Source organism: Endozoicomonas sp. ALB115, from assembly GCF_049310245.1.
Classification (GTDB): domain Bacteria; phylum Pseudomonadota; class Gammaproteobacteria; order Pseudomonadales; family Endozoicomonadaceae; genus Endozoicomonas.
Map to the genome: position 1 here is coordinate 1 of NZ_JBLYZG010000061.1, position 18,557 is coordinate 18,557.

Below are 18,557 nucleotides of genomic sequence, written 5' to 3' on the forward strand. Positions count from 1 at the left end.
AGAACTGGTCAACAACGATGACTGGATGGAAGAGTTCCTACAAGGGCTGTGATATGCATTCACACGTTGCAGGTGAAAAACACCTTCTATATTTCGCTGCTGGCTGGTTAATAACGGTATAGCATTAAGAAGGTCTTGAAACCCCGGAACCCAACACAACGCTTGCACAAACAACGATAACTTCACCGACCATTACCTGTAACTGGCAGTGATTTGGAATCCTCCGCCGACTCCTAAAACGAACTCTCAGCCTATGATGCCTTGTACGCTATACCCGTTGTCTTGACAGTGGGAGCCGCCACGTACGGCCTTTGCGCTTATGCCAGCTACAGGGCCATCAGGGAGGCAAATCCGTTATTATCAACAGGACAAGCTTTTCACAATCACTCAGACATCCGCTGTCTTTCCAGCGGACACAATATCAACTGGCCGCTTTAGCTGACCCATCAACTGGCTCTGGAAGAACGCCGGAAGCACTTGAAATGAAGACGGTCGTTTAGAAAATTAGGTATCAGGTCTTCCTTTGCATATGCAAGATTAAAGATCTGACCGCCAGTGAGGTGGCGGATGTGATGGATAACCTCACACAACGCACTTCCTCGACCAGCTTGAAGCCTGGCGCGCGCTCAGTCCTGAGCGGCCAGAACATTCTGGCAAGCACTGTTGGATGAAATCCTTGCCAACTGTGTCATTTACACTCACCGGTGGCAGGAAGGCGATATTGTTTTCTGGGATAACTCTCAAGTCATGCACCGTGGGCAACTCTATGACTCAAGGCATTATCAGCGAGTTGGCCTCAGGTTAGGGGTTGTGGCCCGGGAAGAAACCACTCTGCGACATAGCGAATTATTGAGGTGGGGAACCTTGCAACTATAAATCTGTCGAATCCAATGGATGATTAGTAACCGGTAATGAAAAAATGAATGCAACATATTTTTCTTTTGCCACTACTGCTGCTGCAAAAATTAACTCCATGGTTTACAGCTCAAAGGCTATGGGTGGAAAACAGCAAACATCAAGGACATTGTGCAAAACGGTAACAACTGCGGAAGAGCCGGTAGAGCCGCGAATAAATAAGCGCAAAGCAATGGATGAAAGGCCCATCATTGCGGATCTTGGCAAAAAAAGTTGTAAAATAACCACTCCTGATCACCAGATTGCTGTCAGGCAGAGTCCACAGCCTTCAGAATCAGGGCAAGCAAGTATCTCACAGAAACTTTCTGATCCCCCTGTCTTACCAGGTCAAAATATACAGAGAGACCTGGATCAGCCCGTTGAAATAAATGGAAGACAATATACTCGTCAGGAAATTGCCGGGTTGACCATACCAGAACTTAATCAGGTTCTAAAGAAAGAAGAAAATAAAGACGTTTGTAAATTTGTAAGGTATTTGCGAAGAACTGAGAAGAATAAAGGTTACTCTGAAAAAAGCAGAGGATTGAAAGTTATTAAAATGAAATACATTGATAAGCAAATAAAAGTAATGAAATCAGAAAAGGATAGACTGAAATTAGAGAATAAAAATCTATCCCGGGAAATAAAGGCCATTAATAAAAAATGTAAAGATGTTGGGCGGTTAATTTGCATTAATAAGAATCAAATAATAGGCAGAAAGTAAACAGAGGTCTTTCTTTTTGAGCATGGTAAAGATTTAAGACCTGCTGTTTTTTTTCTAGCTACTTTCAAACAGCCTTTTATTGTTACTACAGAACTACCAAAAAGTTCTAATCATTAAAAACCACCGCCGCCACCGAAGCTACAGTCACCGCCGCCACCGCCGCCGAAGCTGCATTCACCGCCGCCGAAGCTGCATTCACCGCCACCGAAGCTATAGTCACCGCCGCCACCAGAGTAACAGTCATCGTGACTACTATAAGTATAAGCACTACGGCTGTGATTACTGCTGCTGGCGAGTAAAGTACCTGCAACCAATCCTGTACTCAAGGTGTTTCGCATGAAACTGGAAGCTCCGGAGTAGCCAGTACTTTTGCCTCCGGAGATGGAAGATGTGCTCGGGGGGTGAGCTTTGACATGCGCTCTAATGGTTTGTCTTCGAGCCTGAGAGAATTTTTTCGCCGGAGTATTTGGCACATTTGTCGTTGACCTCCGTGTGTAGGGTTCACTTTTCGGTTGGTCAACAGAGGTACAGCTAAAGCAACTCCACAGACCTTTTCTCCTGGTCTTGGGCGCTTGTTTCTCCGTTACACAATCGGAGCGCACAGTAGCCCCTGAAATGGATTCCATGGAAATCTCCAGTGTTTCAAAGTTAGATAGATAATGTTTATTTGTACGTCCGCGTTATTGCATTATTCCTGATGACAGGGACAACATTTGGCGGAACACCATGGAGCCTAGTCATCATTCCGGATATGGCAAATTTTCTATGTTTTTTTGGCTATGTTTCCTTTAAAGGCACTGTTCGGGAACAATCGTGAATAAATTCAGTCCAATCCGATGAGTCAGGCAAGCTGGATTTATTGAACGATGAATATTTCAGGCAACTATCAACCAATAGCCCAAAGTGGAAACAATCTTCGGCACTGTCAATCTTGTCAGAATGAACGACAAGCCTTGCAAGAGGCGGCCCTGGATGAAAGCTCCGCAGTGGTGTGTCTGGGATGCTGTTTCTGCATGGAATTAAGTTTGGGATACGGCTGGATTGCGTCTGGTTTCTTTGGTGTGCTATGTGCCGAAATGTGCCAGCCATTTTTATTGAACCTGAGCGTTGATTTAACTGATGAGCGGCTGAAAGATCGCAAGTGCGATCACACGGATAACTTGACGCCCCGGCTTAACGTTAGCGATAGCAGCACCAGAACCGACATTGCAGCTGATGCTCCCAGGGCAACGGGTTCAGTTGATGACCGTCCGACTACACAGCCCCGGCCTGTCACTGTTCAGCCAGAGGAAAACTCAGACAGATACCCTCGCCCAATCAGGCGTGGCAGAAAGAAACGTCGCCGGTAGCGCTGGAATTAACCTGATCTGATACAGTATGGCAACACTTCTGCTCTTTCACGTGTTTATCAATAGACATTGCTCTTTTATTTTATTTTCTTAACCGGGCAGCAGTGATACTGCCCACATTATCATTATCAACATCTTCATCAGCAACACGTTGCGATTCGACAAAATCAGCCCACACAGCAACGTCATGTTTATTGTACAAACAAACAGGAATTTGCCAGCAGTATTTTTTCAGACTATCAGGCAATGGCAACTGATCCAGAACTATATACTGATCAGTGGCTGCATATCGTTTGATGATCGATCGGCACAAATACTTTAATGAGTAAGGGCTATCCACAATATTCTCAATGGATAAAATCTCATTAAAGTTCCTGTCGATAATGCGTAGTGGACTTTCTACAAGAAACTTTCCTGTCAGTGAGGTTGCCTTGGCAATGCATTGAAACGCACTGGTTTTATCAGGTATTTGTTGAAACAGAATTCTGAGTATTTCATCCTCACCATTGAGTGCGGCGAGGAAAAATACACGGGAGTCATAACCCATGATTGCCTTGTGCCACCCCCTGCTCAGGATGAACTCTACCTCACTGGAAAGACCACCTGCGATGACCGTCAGTAGCGGAAACCAATGATTGTGGTCCAGTGTGAAGACTTCTACCTTTTGCCGGATAAGGAACCGGAGAAGATCTGTGTCTCTGGACTCATTGGCATAGTAACAGGCGAGCTGGAAGACAGAGGTGAAGGTTTTGCAGTTCCTTGCATTGATATCCGCACCATATTGTACAAGTCGTTCCGCCACCTGTTTATTCCCTTTGCGGCAGGCGGACATCAGCGGAGTCGAACCATAGGTGTTGACCGCTTCAACATCTGCTCCGGCCACCAACAGCATCTGGGTAACCTCTTCGTTGCCTACTTCAGCAGCAGCATGCAAGGGGCCGAACATCATTGAATCTGTCTTCTCAATATCTGCGCCCGCAGCCAAAAGCATCCCGGTGACTTCTGTACAGTTCTGGTCGGCAGCCGCTATCAGAGGGGTCCAGCTGGCACTGTCGGCCTGGTCCACATCAGCTTTTGCACGAATCAGCTTTCTGACATGCTCGGGCTGATTAAAATAGGCGGCCCTGGTCATTAGTGTAAATCCCTCATCATCCACTGTGTTCAAGTCACCTGACGACAGAGCTTCATCAATTGAACGACATTGGTCTAATACACTGGGCAGAGTATCTGCTCCGTTCAGTTGCCTGTTAAGTTCAGGGGGGAGCGTTTCAGCAGGTTTCACTTTACGATTGTCCAGTCTGGGCATCGTGCCCACTTCAAGCTGGTTGTCAGCGGTTGGCAATTGACGGTTAGTAATCTGATCTTCTGGATATTGGTCGCTGGACAGACTGCTAGGGACAACCGGAAGCGAACTCGATAATCTTTCTGCTGGACCCACACTACCTCCCGGGAAATCAGGACAATATGACAGCATCTCTGTTAGAGAGATAAACGTCATGAAAGTTCCTGATCGGGCAGCTAATCGCAATAGCTCATGACGTTTTCGTCATGATGAAAAGCTGTTCTTGCAATGTGGGGCGGAAAATATACGACACTAATTTTTTAATTGGTGTCATTAGATCCTTCATAAGCAACCATATTAAATGCCCTGGAGCGCAGATTGCTGGCCAGTTTGCCTTGGGCTGGATCGGGGTAACTTTTCTGAAGACGCTCCAGAACATGCATAAGGACAATGCGTGATTCGGCATCGAGCTTTGGCTCTATATATTCAAGGACTGCCAGGACATTAATGCGCGTCATTGCCATCAGTGCGCGGGCAGGACCAACAGCCTGACCGATTGCCAGGTTGAGTTCATCGATCATAATGCTGGTAAGTGACCTGGCGTGGGTCGAGTCACCTGAAGCCAGTACAGGGGAATCGTAATTTAGCAGTGTTGACGGGCCAGAGTCCGTCGGGGTGATCAAGTCAACCACATAAATCCAGTCTTTCCTTGTACGCGTTCCTTTTAAACGGAGAATGAGGTTGCAGAAGCAACAGTTTACGCCGTAGTAAACCTCATTGAAGTCGTTGGTATGAAGCGGTTCGTACTTATTCGGCAAGTAGCCACCCTGCTTGGCAGCTTCCTCCAGCCAGCCATAGAGTTGACCTTTGATGCTACTGAAATCCTTTCTGTTAAGCACCAAAAGATCGGTATCCCTTGGCGTGACTGAGCGTTTAATAAGATCCGGGAATATTTCGGCTGGTAACAGGTCGCTGCTGGTTGCCAGCTCAAATGCCTCGCTCCCCCAGAGTGACTGAACCTGTAGCTGGTAAGCACGGCTTCCCAAATATGCCACAGACTTCTTATCATGATTCAACGCCTGTACCCCCCTGGCTATTTGCTCATGAAAATAATCTCTTGTCGTGAGGGTCTGCGGAGTATCTAACCTGACAGATTGGTTGTTGTTTGCGATAAAGTTTGCCAGAGAGTCAAGGTTTTTTCTGGTTTGTTTTTTAAAGCGGCCATTATGAGTCGGGACTGGATTCGGTTTATGACTGACAGTGGTTTTGGCTAATGATAACTCTTTAGAGATATTCAGGTCTTTTAAGCAGCCTTTTATGAAAGCAATATTTTTTTGCAATCTTTTCCTGTTACCAGCTGAAGCCTGTTCAAGTTTGGCAATCGTTGGAAACTCATTTTTGATAATGTCGAACCGTTTACTGCTAACGGTAGCCAGAGCATCATTCAAATGCATAATTTGTTGCAAGCTGTCGTATAAAGTAGCGTGAATTGACTCGAACAGAACAATTTTCAGGCACTTGTCTTCATTAATGACATGCTCTCTGATTTTGTTTAAGTGGCTGAAAGCATCTTTGAAACTGGATTTGATGCTTTGGTTGAACTTATGAAATTGATCAGTTTTCTCTGTGATCCCGGCAGCATTTGCTTTGATTTTTTCATTCCCTTTCTCTTTGGTCACCTTAAGTGCGGGTGATGAATCACTGGTATGAATGCTGGTAAGGCAGGCTTCCAGATCACTGAATATTGAAGCGCATGCACAAATTTGCTCAATGAGCACTACGCAGTAATAACTGCACCGGGAGAACATTCGCAATAACTCAGTGTGCGGTGATTGTGCACTGTTGGCAAAAATATTGGTTAGCCATTCACAGGATGTTCGGTCCAGTTCTGAGATGTTGATGCCTGGATTGTAGGCATCGCACTCTTTATTAATGAGCTTTAAAATATCATGATTCTGGAGCAGAGTTCGTGCCAGGAAGGATTTCAGGTACTCAGAAAGCGGTTGCGGATTGTCATTTGTTATTCCATCCCCGGCAGTATATTGCATGATGATTTTTTTGGCCTGATCAAAGCTATTCCTGATGGTCGTCTCGTGATTGTTGGTCAGAGTCTGTATTCTTTGCCTGGCCAGTGATAAACGACGGTGGAATGAGCAGTCTTTCATTGCGTCATCGGGCAATAAGTCAAGCTCATGCAACTGCTCTTCCCATCGGTTCAGAGTATCCAGTATTTTTTGCAAATACTCGGTTTTCTCGACCGGTATTAACGGTGAATGGTTCTCAGTTTCAGCCTCCTTGTGATCAAGAAGGTAACTCAGGTAATTAGAAGCAGTTCCAAGCCCTTTAATGAAATAATAGCTAAGGGGGTAGCATCTGGATTGTGTATACTCATCAAGTTCACTATGCCAGCTTTCGATGTTAATTCCTGCCGTATTGTCATGTTTAAGTGCTTGAATAACCGGCTCCAGTGAATACTTGCTGTGGAAAACTATTCGAGTGGTTGCTTCATAAGCCTTTTTGGTTTCCTCCCATCGGCCTGATATTGAAGCTGCATGTATTAAATCTGCACAGAATAGATGCTGCCCAATCGTCCGATTGTCAACGCAGACGGGTTGAAATTCGTGATCACCAGATTCTTCCCTGTATCGATCAATTGATTTGAAAAGTTGGTCAGAGGCGATATGCAGGATAGGCTTTTTCCTGTTCAAGTCTTCCCATGCACCTGTAGCAATGGCAGTGAGCATATCGCTGATCCCTTCATTTAGCATGTCAGACTCTTTCGGATCAAAGCCAGGGTGTTTCTGGGGTGGCACATGCTTAATTGAGTGGAGCTTCCTGATGTGCGGTTTTACTCGTGCCCGCAGGGCGATATCTTTTCTGACATCACCGTTTCTTAGCAATGTCTCCACAACACAACGAACAAAGGATAAATGGCAGACAATAATTACACTCAGAAAGCTGATGGATTGCTGGCCCGGAGAGTCATCCCTGGGGTACCATTGGCATAGCATTTTGATGAGAACACGATACTGCATGGCCAGGTGCAGCGTTACTTCACTCATATCATTGCTCAGAAACAGCAGTTTGGAGAGTTTGATATATTGACTTTTGTCAGCGAACTTTTGTGTGTTGTACCAATCAACAAGTTGGTAAGCATTGTCTCTGAATACCAGATATTTATCGGCGAGACACCTGAGCGAAATCAGACTATCGTAGATTAAGCTATGGAACTGGTGACGATCGGTATCAAGAAACGTTCTTTCGAGGAATTCCTGATCAAGTTGCGCGCTAAGTTTGGATAATACCTCCTTGAAGTTTCGGACACTCCCTATCGTAATTGTCTGAGGGGACGACGTTATTCTGAAAAGGGGAAGAGTACACACAACGCTGTCATCATCAGGCAGAGGCTTCATGAACACGTCGGAGACAGGGCCGGAGGCTGATGACGGTTGCGGAAGGCTCTGCCCGGCAGCTGAGGTCAGTTCAGGTGTATGATACGTTTTATCGACAGGACTGGTCTCCGTCTGTCTTTCAGTCAGTGACAAATCACTGGGCTGGGAGTATTCCGGGCCATTGATGTTATCACTGCTCACGAAATGAAGTTCTGGTTTGATTACAGAAGCCACTGCTGTCGTTGGGTCTGCGCCCACCAATGCTTCTGAGCGGTGCTCAGTGGTGTATCCGTCAGGGGCTGGACGGGGGAAGGGCGGCGGAGTAAATGTGTTTTCGATATTTTGCATAATTATTTTTAAAGAACAGCATATAATAACTGGATATATTTATTATTCAGACATAATTACTCTGATTTGGTTCCATAGATTTAATTACGCTCAAGGAGTCGATTGCTCCAGCCCTATCTATTTTGGTACTAAAGTACATAAAAGTGGCTTGGGAACTGTCCTCACTAAGACACTGATTTTTTAATTGGCTTCATTAGATCCTTCATTTAAATGCCCTGGAGCGCAGATGGCTGGCCAGTTTGCCTTGGGCTTCATCGGGGTAACTGTTCTGAAGACGCTCCAGAACATGCATAAGCACAATGCGTGATACGGGGTCGAGCTTTGGCTCTAAATATTCAAGGACTGTCAGGACATTAATGCGCGTCATGGCCATCAGTGAACGGAAATGGCTAACGCTAACCGCCTGATTGATTGCCAGGTTGAGCTCATCCACCATAATGCTGGTCAGTGGCCTTGCCCAGGTCGAGTCACCTGAAGGCAGCACGGGGGAATCGTAAGTGAGCAGTGGTGACGGGCCTGAGTCCATCGGGGAGATCAAGTCAACCACATAAGCCCAGTCTTTCTGGAAATAACTTCCACTTAAAGAAACAATAAGGTTGCAGCAGCAACAGTTTTTGCCGTAGTAAAACTTGTTGTCATTGTCAGGAACAAACAGTTGATATACCCCCGGCACATTGTCGTCTATGTCGGCAGCTTTCTTCAGACGGATACAGATTTGTGTTTTGATTTCACTGAATTTCTTCTGGTCAAGCACTAAAAGATCGGTATCCCTTGGTGTGACTGAGCGATTAATAAGATCATTAGATATTTCGGCTGGTAACAGATGGCTGTCGGTTGCCAGCGCAAATGCATTATTCCCCCAAAGTGACTGAATCTGCGTCTGATAAGCACGGCTCCCCAGATAGACCACAGGCAAACCTTGATGTTGCATCGTCTGCACTTCGCTGGCTATTTGCTTCTGAAAATAATCTCTTTTACTGAGGGTCTCCTGAGTATCTGACCGGATAGTTATTGCTTTGGCAAAACCTGCCAGAGTACCACTGTGATTGATGACTTGATTGTTGCGTTGACCTTTTTTAATCTGGCCTGAATTCGGTTTACGCTTGCCAGTGGTGTTGGCTAATGATAGCTCTTTTGAGTCATTCAGCTCTTTTAAGCACTTTGCTATGAAAGTAATATTTTTATTCAATCTTTTTCCACAACTCGTGGTAGCCTGTTCAAGGTTGATAACAGTTGGAAACTCATTTTTGAGAATGTCGATCCGTTTACTGCTAACGGTAATCAGGGCAGAGTTCAAATGCTGAAGTTGTAACAAACTGTGGTATAAAGTAGCCTGAATTGACTCTGAAAGCACAATTTTCAGGCATTTGTTTAGCCCATTATTAAGTTCTCTGATTTTTTTTAAGTGACTAAAGGCGTGGTTGAAAAAGGTTTTGGAACTTTGGTTTAACTGGTCAAATCTATCAATTTTCTCTTTAATCCCGGAAGTATTTGCCTTGATTTTTTCTTTCCATTTCTCTTTGGCCATCTTAAGTGAGCGTGATGCTTCACTTGTATGAATGCTGGTAAAGTAGGCCTCCAGCTCACTGAATATTGAAGCGCAGTCACAAATATGCTCAACGAGCATTGCACAGTTATAACAGCCGTGGAAGAACGTTAGCAATAATTCGGTGTGTGGTGTTGGTGCATCGTCTGCAAAAGTTTTAATCAGGGATTCACAGGACTCTTTGTTCAGTGCTGAGATGTTAATGTTTGGATTGAATACACCGCACTCTTTATTAATGAACTTTAAAATATCATTATTATGGAGAAGTATTTGTGTCAGCCGGGATTCCAGATATGCAGGAAGCGGTTGCAGATTGTCATTTGTTATCCCATCCGAGGCGCTATGTGGCATGATGGATTTTTGGGCCTCATGAAAACTCTTCTTGATGGCCATCTCGTGATTTTTGGTCAAAGTCAGCAATCTTAGCCAGGCGAGAGATAAACGGCGGTGGTATTTGCAGTCTTTCATTGCAACACTGGCCAACAAGCCAAGCTCCTGCAACTGGTCTGTCCATGTATCCAGAACATTCAGTATTTGGTTCAGCTCTTCCGTCTTCATTACCTTTATTAGTGGTGACTGGTTCTCCGTGGCACTCTCCTTGTGAGCAAGAAGGGTACTCAGGTAAGTAGAAGCAGCTTCAAGCCCAAGGGTAAAATACATGCCAGGGGAGTAGGGGCGGGATTGTGTGTATTCATTAAAATCATTATGCCAGTTCTCAATGTTGATTCCTGCTGTGTTATGTTTAAGTGCCTGAATAACCGGCTCCAGTGAATACTTGCCATGGAAAACTATTCGAGTGGTTGCTTTAAAAGCCTTATCGGCTTCGTCCCATCGTCCTGCCATTAAAGCAGCATGGAATAACTCTGCACAAAATAGATGTTGCTCAATCGTCAGTTGATAAATGCAGACTGGTTGGAAATTTTTTTGATCATTCCCTTCTTTCCTGTATCGATCAATTGAGCTGAAAAGGTATTCAGAGGTGGTTTTCAGGATATCTTGAGGAGCTTCCCTGTTCACGGTTTCCAATGTCCCTGTGGCAATGGCAGTGAGCATATTGCTGATGCCTTCATTCAGGGTGCTGGTTCCGTGTGGTTTTATGTCAGGGTGTTCCCGGAGGGGCGCATGCAAAATTGTGTGGAAGTTAAGTGGTTCTGTTGGTGCCCGCACGGCGATGTGCTTGTTGAAATCAGCGTATCTTATCAAGCCCTCCACAAGACAACAGATATATGACAAATGGCAAACAAGAGATTCACTCAGAAAGCTGACTGATTGCTGGTGCGGGAAATCAACCCCAGAGGGCCATCGACATAACATTTTGTTGAGATCACGATAGAGCATGCCCAGCCTCAGTATTTCCTTACACATATCATCACTCAGAAACAGCTGTTTGGAAAATGTGGCATGGATTTCTATGTAGGCAAATTTTAAGGTGTTATACCATTCAACATGTTTGTAGGAACTGTCTTTGAATGCTTGATATTTATCAGCAAGATGTTTGAGATAAGCCAGTCTATTGCAGATTAAGCTATGGAACTGGTAACTATCTAGGTCCAGAAACTTTCCAGCGAGAAATTCCTCATCAAGTTCCATTTTAAAGATGGATAATTCATCCTTGAAGTTTTGGACATCCGTGGTGGTAATTTCCAGAGGTTTGGGCAGTGTCATGTCGAAAAAGGGAAGAGTGTCCATGATGGTGTCATCATCATCAGTCAGAGGCTTCATGAACACGTCAGAGACAAGACAGAAGACGGATGACTGTTCCGGCTGGTTCTGCCCGGCAGCTGAGGTCAGTTCAGGTGTATGATACGTTTTATCGACAGGACTGGTCTCCGTCTGTCTTTCAGTCAGTGACAAATCACCGGGCTGAGAGTATTCCGGGTCATTGATGATATCACTGCCCGGAGAATGAAGTTCTGGTTTGATTGCAGAAGCCCTGGCAGTGGTTGATGTGTCCGCCAATTCTTCTGAGCCAGTGGTGTGCCCTTCAGGGACAGGCCGGGGGCAGGATGGCAGAGTAAATGTGTTTTCGATATTGTTCATAATTATTATTGAAAGAACGTTATGTAATAATTGGATAAGTTTTATTAATCAGACATAATTAATCCAATTTGGTTCCATGGAATTAATTACGCTCAGGGAATTGGAGGCAAGTCTTTCTTTTTGAACACATTCAAGAGCTGATCGTGGTTTTTACGTGACACCGGCCTTGCTAATTTTGGAACTTTATTAAATAAAAGTGGGCTGGTTTAAAAATAACGTTTTTTGACTTAACCAGGATGTTTCATAAACGTGCTCCCGATCTTGCTTATGAAATATCCGGGTTAACGATGATTGCCTGAATACTTCTTTAATCAGATACTTTTTGTGAAACCTGTTCGGTTGATCGAATATGGTCTGTTGATGGTTGGGGAATCAGAATTTTATTTTTGGGCATCAAAGATTCAATACCAAACATCGGTTTTCCTGACACCGGTTTTTCAAAATTTGGCACCGATTTTTTCGAAATTTTAGCTATGGCCTCATATTATAAATAATTAAATTAATCACCAGAGATTATGTTCATAGCGGTTCCAATGCTCATAAGAATTCCATGGCGCAAACTGAATCTCTTGGGATTCTGATCACTGCTCCAGATAAAAGTTCCATAATGAGGGATAATTTCAGCTTCTTGGTGGGAAAATTTTGCTGCTGTGTATTGAGCACAATGGCGGCAGGGTTGATTAGAGAATCTGTTGCTCGATTTTATGAAAAATGGATTTAAAAGATATAACCTGGGTTGACCCTTAGCACTAAAGAAATTGTCAATAACTGAACGAGATCACACTTTTCATAAAACATTAGAATACTATGATCTCGCCTATTCTGAAGCGCAAATATTATCTCCAGTTCCTTATTAAAGGCTTAACAAAGATTGGTTGCCTGATTACATTTTTAGTTCAGACTCAAATCCCAGCAAATTCCTGATGTTTTCAGCTACAGTGGTGCCTCTACAAGCCTTCTCAAATGTTTCTAATGCTTCTTTATAGGTCTCTCCGCAATAGAGGGAATGAGTGTTTTCTCCACCACTCTTGGTGGGAAATGTTTCACCACAGTACACGACATTATTGTGGGAATCGTATTCAAAAAACGTTTTACACCGGGTTGGATTGGACGCCAGGAGGAAGAACGTGCCATCATCAAATTGACCAGCATACATTGAATGTGGGTCGCTTGGTTGAATATATTTATGTGGACTAAATCGGCGGGCATGATTCAAATCTATATCATTGAAAATATAAACTCCTGTAAACTCTTTCACGGTATCTTTACATTCCGAGTACTTCTCTTCGTGCAATAATCCATCGAATGCTAGGGAGTATTTCAACATGTCCTTATAATCAAGGTCATTGTACTGGCGTTCAATTTTTATCATATTCCTGAATTCAAGCGGAGGAGGACCTGATGATGATGTAACTGATTGCATGCACCAGGTTTTCATAAGATAGTCTTTCTCCGACTGTGACTTGAATGGGTGAAAATCAGGTTGCGGTATTTTGGTAGCTGGAACAACTTCTTTAGCCGTTAAATTATTAAACTTTGCTGTGGCACCTGTTTTTGCCGTAGCATCCTCGGTTGTTTCAGGCTTTTGTTGTTCTTGCCACGCCATTTTTCGGTAAGTTGATGCTGATATTGGGGAAGTCATAAAAATTACTTGTATTCTGATTAATTAAGTTGATGACAAGGGGTTATGTTCAAAGCGTTTCCAACACTCATGAGTATTTCCTGGTGCAAGGTGGAACTCTGTCAGTTTTGACCACTAATTCAAATGAAAGTTTCGTGATGAGGCATAATTGCTGCTTCTTGGTGGAAAAGTTTTTCTCGGTAACTTTTCGCTCAAAGGTATGAGTCATGATTTTTTTGAATCCCGGACTGCGCTCTGGTGAAATCGGGTGCCTCTGACTTTATCCATTGCTCAAAAGCCTTTAATGATTCATCTATTTTTGTGCTGTCATAATCATTGATATTCCGAAAGTATTTCTTCATTGATAAATTGCACTCATATTCATTCTTTTTATGTTTGTCCATATTCGCTGAAAAGTCATCCAGCCAATGTTTTCCTTGTTGATTAATGATCAATAGTTTCATGAATTCCACTGTGGTAATAGGGCTAACAGCTATAATTTTGTGCTTCAGGCAGCATTTGGCTATTTCTAATCGACGCACATCTGAGCAACTCTCCCATATTTTTATAAAGTGATTTCTGTATTTTCCCAGGGTATGTCTATCACAAATGTTAGCCTTAAAACTATCTATCATGTTTTGACCTTCATGATCTAATTCAAAACACAACATTTTATTATTTTCTGTGCTCCTGAAACTTTTTTCGGATTTCTGCTCTCCCCCATCGTTTGTGTTGATGCCAAATTCTATGTATTCGTGTTCAAGAGGAAACATGACAAATTCTATAATGTTTACAATTAAAGCCAGAACCTCTTCTTTGGGTGCATGGCTACACACATCTTTTTCAGGGTCAACTAAATCTGACAAATCGGTCAGAAATGACGATGTTTCATAGCTAAAGCGCTTTTGATTTTCATCACGTACTTCTCTAAGGAAGGTGGTTCTGAAGTCAAAGTAAAAATTCCTGACATTTACAATTTTACGTTCATGGAATTTCGGGTTCTTTTTGATAAAATTCGATATAGTTTCAATATTACCCATCCTTATACGAAAAACTTCTTCAACAATAAATTGAAGTCTTTCCGGATGCTTGCTGATGACATTGTCAATCTGTTCAACGAGGATTTTTTTGGTTGTTTCATCCATAGGTGTCCTGCCAGTGACGCGACTCTGTAAAAAAGCTTCCGCCACCACGAGACGACGCAAGTAATGACTTTTTTCCATCACCTCCAGCCATAGTTCCAGATTGAACTGCCCCTGACTGTTGATACATGATTGCGATATAGCCTGGGATAGCTTGGGTATACTGTCTGTTACCGGCTGACTATTTATTAATTCAGCAGGAGTAAATGTTGCGCTTTTTAACACTGATAATGAAAAGCATTCACCTTCAAAAGAGCAGCCTTTAAAATAAACCTCTTCAAGACTTGCGTCGTTTAACTGCTCCATAGTGAATTGACAGTGCATGAATTGAGTTCTTTTAAGTTGGGTATCATTCATTGAGCAGCCTCTGAAATCCAACCCTACAAGCCCTGGGCCCAATCTCTCAGCCTGTATTTTCAAACCATCCAACGACTGCAGTTTTCCTTCCAGCAGCTCTGGATTTTGTTGAAGCAGCAACTCTAAACTTTCTTCGCCACAGGCCTTGATGAGCATTTTGATGTTTCCGGGGATCCTGCTGAATAGAGCAGTTAACTCATAGTAACGGGTTGACGGGGAATACTGAAAAAGCGCTTCCAGCGGGCGTCCGTCAGGCCAGTGGCTGTAGCGTCGCTTGAGGGCATGCAACAAATTTAGCCGGTCTTCTGGAGAGCTGACATGCAGCGTTTTCAGTTCATCAAACAATGACAAAGGGTAGGCAAAGAAGATCTCGTGATATGGGGCTTGCATCAATTTCTGATAGTCATCATGCGAGCGCAGAATTATTTTAATATTACGTCGAAAGGCCTCCAAACCGAGGTGGAAACTGTGATAATCAAAATGATGTTCAATCGCACAGAGATCAAGACGGCCGAGCGCCTCAGATTTGATCAGCGCGGACAATAGCCCCCCATAAGTACTACGCCCGATTTTATGCTCGACAGGCTGGATACGGGCAAACACATCACGGGCGTCAACATTAACCTGACGATTCATATCCTTCGTAGTGGGCTCCAGGCCAATGTCGGTCCGTCGCTCAAAGGAACAAAGAGTGCCATCATTTGCCAGGCTGGCCGTGAGAGTCTTATTACTGTCCGTGTTGCCAAGAAAACTGACATTGTGACCGGGACAGAACAACCGGGCAGGGTTTTCGGCAATGCCATGTGGCAGCCCCGGAAGGAAATATATCAGTCGTCCTGCACGAAAACGAAGCTGCTCCTCAAATTTAAGGGGCTGTTTTAGCAGCTCTTCAAGAAACGCTTTTTTTCTGGCGATTACCGAAGCATCCGCGCTAATAACTGCTGCCACGGTACGGTTCATATCACCAAGGCAGCCATGATAGTTGGCCAGGGCGTCCAGCCACCGTTCCTCCAGGTCGCTGGCATCCGGTCGCTGACAATGAATGCCCAGCCCTGCCAACTCACTGAACAGCGCTTCAACCACTGATTTACCGTGTCCGGGCAAGGTCAGCGCCAAGCTATTTTGCAAGGCTCGTGCCTTAGGCAACCACTCGGGTATAAACTCAATATGCCCCTCCTGACTGACCGGTTTCAGTTCAGCCACTCGCACAGGTGAGGCACGCAGGCCGACATAATCAAGCTGAGTCTTGTTAAAATAACTGGCGCTCTGACCTGTTTGCCTGGCGAAACCGTGACTGAATTCAGCCAATTGTACTTTTGCTTCACTATTTTCAGCGGCCCGCGAACAGACCCGTGCTGGAAAGGTGGGTTCAGGCAGTTGGATTAAGTTCAGGGAATTCTTGCCAATAGACGGCCTGTCTGCTTCTAAAGACTCCCGGCAGATGGCGACATTGGCTTGCAGGTCTTTTATGGCCTTGTCGATGGCGTTGTGATGAGATCGGTTCCATCGCCCTTTATCCCGGATTAACTGCTGCGCCAATTGGTCACACTCATCGGCCAGGCTGGCCAGGTCGCTGCGCCAGTCCCGGTAACTGGCGCTCAGGTGCCCCTGAAGGTAATTGATCCATGTGTTCAGATGGTGCAATCCCCGTTCCAGGGCCAGGTTGTCTGCCAGTCGGTTGCTGGCATCCCGGACCAGCTGGAGAGACATCCGGGTAATCGGCTTGCCGTCCTGATCCAGTCGCTGGCTAAGGCAGAGCTGTCCGCCACGGATATCCTGGCCCTTAACCTGCAGCCAGCCCCCGCGGATACCCGCCGCTGCGATGGCCTGATACTCTGCCATGGATACCCGCTCTCCGGCCTCGACGCTGTTGGCAAATCGGGTGGTGAGCCAGGCGATTCGATCATGAATCGTCTGCCGTAACCAGCTACGGTCACCGGGCAGGAAACCGCTGTGTTCGATCTGTTGGTCCAGAGCTTGCCAGTCAACTTCGCGCAGTATCGCTTTCAGGGTCTGCCCCAGCAGCTCATCGTCCAATTGTGACAGAATAGCCACGCAGGGGTTGTGGATAACGTGGGAGTTCATTGCTGGTGCCTGGGGATCCCGCAGTTTTATCAACAGCAACGGCATGGAGGAAAAATCATCCTCTTTGGAGGCTGGTTCTGGTTTATCCGGACACGGATAGCGTGTGGCCATCCCGGCGAACTCCCAGTTCAACATCACCGGCTCCCCTTGCGGGGTCAGTTCAATGTTCTCCCAGGCTTCATTGACCATGGCTTCATTACCAACGATGGTATTGACCAGTAACAATCTGGCCCACTGATTGGCAGGCAGGGATTGCAGAGGGTCTTTCCCACTTTTCAGGTTACCCGGCCAGTCACTGGGAATTTCACTGACCACATAACTGCAATCCTGTTCCTGATGGGCAAAGGTGACGGGGGAATTAACGCCCAGCAGTCGTGCGAGATTGGCCATCAGTGCCTGATTGCGGGCGCTTTCCACAGAGACCGCCGTTTTGATGTAGTAGCACTGTTGCTGAACGGGGTCATTATACAGCTGTCCAATCCTGCTCCCTCCCACGCTCTCGCTCTGCCGGTTCAGCCTGGCCAGGGAAAAGGCTGGTTCTGGCTTCACCGGGTGACCGGTAAAAGGCGTGATCAGCTTGCTGATGAAATCGGATTGCGTGCCTATAGTAAATAACTGATATTCCAGTGGCGAAGGATGGTGTTCCCACTGCTTTTTCGTGTTTACACACCGGGTAGAGGTTTGGCTGAAAAACTGTCTGGCTGTTTTGGCGCTGTCTAGCAAGTCGATGGGGTACCAGAGATCGCCCTGGCTGGCAATCACCTGACAGACCTCTCTGGCCAGAAAGCGCCACGCTTCACGGCGTTGGTCATCCTGGCAGTCGGCAAAACACTCCAGCTTGTCCATATAAAAACAACATCTGACCCGCATAACCTCCAGCGTATCGGCATCATGGAGCAGACTGCGCAGTGTCTGTATCTCCCCGGGCAGGTGCTGGCAGGCATCCGGAAAATCCTTGTGGCGAATTGCTTCACCGCACTGCCAGGCCAGGGACTGCTCAATGCCACAGTTACGCAGGTGCTCTTGCAAATTGTCACCGCTGGTCTTCTCCCATTCAGAGGTGTCTTTTCCATCTCCTTCACGGCCTGAATCATGGAACAGACAGGCCTTGACCAGTAACGGTACCAGTTGTTCAGGAAAGGACAGGGCTCGGTGATCATGTTGCTGTTTGCGTTGTTGCAGTATCGCCAGCGCCCAGATTGCACTCCGGCAGCTGTGCTGCAGGCCATGAATAAGACGCGCTATGGTCTGGGAGGGGGGTAAAAAACTGGATGGGTGATATTCCTGAAGCAGGGCAGTTTTTACCGGAATCTCAATGGATTTGATAAACGATTGGTCGATTATTGGCAGGCTGGACGTTTCCATTTTGGTGTTATGGCGGACCGATGCACTTTCAGCCGTCGTCGGCTTGGCAAAAGCCGTTAGACTGATTATCCGATGGGCGTTACTAACCGTTATCTTGGGATCGGGTGGGCACTGATCACTGGAGGAAATGTTTTCAGACGTATTCGAAAGAACGTTAGCTGAGGGCATTATGTTGTCATTAACCCGGACCGTTCTGGTGAACGTCATGCATTGTCTGTCGTTGTCATCTGGTAGATTAACATCGACAGGGATTTGTTTATCAGGGGCGTTCAAATTACTGGTGCTGGCCGAATTAATCATTGAGTCCACCTTTATCGTTCCCGGTCCCATTTAAAGTTTCTGCATTATTCGGCCATAAATTTTTGTAGTTTTTAGCCCGGATATCTCATAAACGTGCTCCCGATCTCCCATG

The 18,557-nt window shown here is 45.4% G+C and carries 7 protein-coding genes; 2 read left to right on the plus strand and 5 right to left on the minus strand.

Going from position 1 to position 18,557, the window contains the following annotated elements; translation table 11 throughout:
• Positions 1–663: 663 nt before the first annotated feature.
• Positions 664–876 (plus strand): TauD/TfdA family dioxygenase, encoded by a 213-nt coding sequence (locus tag ACO6VE_RS20030; RefSeq protein ID WP_422449776.1) that lies wholly within the window; start codon positions 664–666, stop codon positions 874–876.
• Positions 877–919: 43 nt separating this feature from the next.
• The gene (locus ACO6VE_RS20035) at positions 920–1,618 is read left to right on the plus strand and encodes a hypothetical protein (RefSeq protein ID WP_422449777.1); all 699 of its coding nucleotides are present in this window, start codon (positions 920–922) and stop codon (positions 1,616–1,618) included.
• Positions 1,619–3,049: 1,431 nt separating this feature from the next.
• On the opposite strand, the gene ACO6VE_RS20040 is transcribed toward ACO6VE_RS20035, so the two are convergent.
• The 5 genes from ACO6VE_RS20040 to ACO6VE_RS20060 form a co-directional block, all read right to left on the minus strand.
• Entirely contained in the window at positions 3,050–4,465 is a 1,416-nt protein-coding gene (locus ACO6VE_RS20040; RefSeq protein ID WP_422463070.1) for an ankyrin repeat domain-containing protein, read from the minus strand.
• A gap of 104 nt (positions 4,466–4,569) precedes the next feature.
• Positions 4,570–7,989: a hypothetical protein gene (locus ACO6VE_RS20045; RefSeq protein ID WP_422463072.1), complete on the minus strand. Its 3,420-nt coding sequence runs from the start codon at positions 7,987–7,989 to the stop codon at positions 4,570–4,572.
• Between the two features lie 202 nt (positions 7,990–8,191).
• Positions 8,192–11,575 carry a hypothetical protein gene (locus ACO6VE_RS20050; RefSeq protein WP_422463074.1) on the minus strand — a complete coding sequence of 1,128 codons (3,384 nt, stop codon included), beginning with the start codon at positions 11,573–11,575 and terminating at the stop codon, positions 8,192–8,194.
• Positions 11,576–12,458: 883 nt separating this feature from the next.
• Positions 12,459–13,217: a hypothetical protein gene (locus tag ACO6VE_RS20055; RefSeq protein ID WP_422449783.1), complete on the minus strand. Its 759-nt coding sequence runs from the start codon at positions 13,215–13,217 to the stop codon at positions 12,459–12,461.
• A 191-nt stretch (positions 13,218–13,408) separates the two neighbouring features.
• Positions 13,409–18,445: a pentapeptide repeat-containing protein gene (locus tag ACO6VE_RS20060; RefSeq protein WP_422449784.1), complete on the minus strand. Its 5,037-nt coding sequence runs from the start codon at positions 18,443–18,445 to the stop codon at positions 13,409–13,411.
• Positions 18,446–18,557 lie beyond the last annotated feature (112 nt).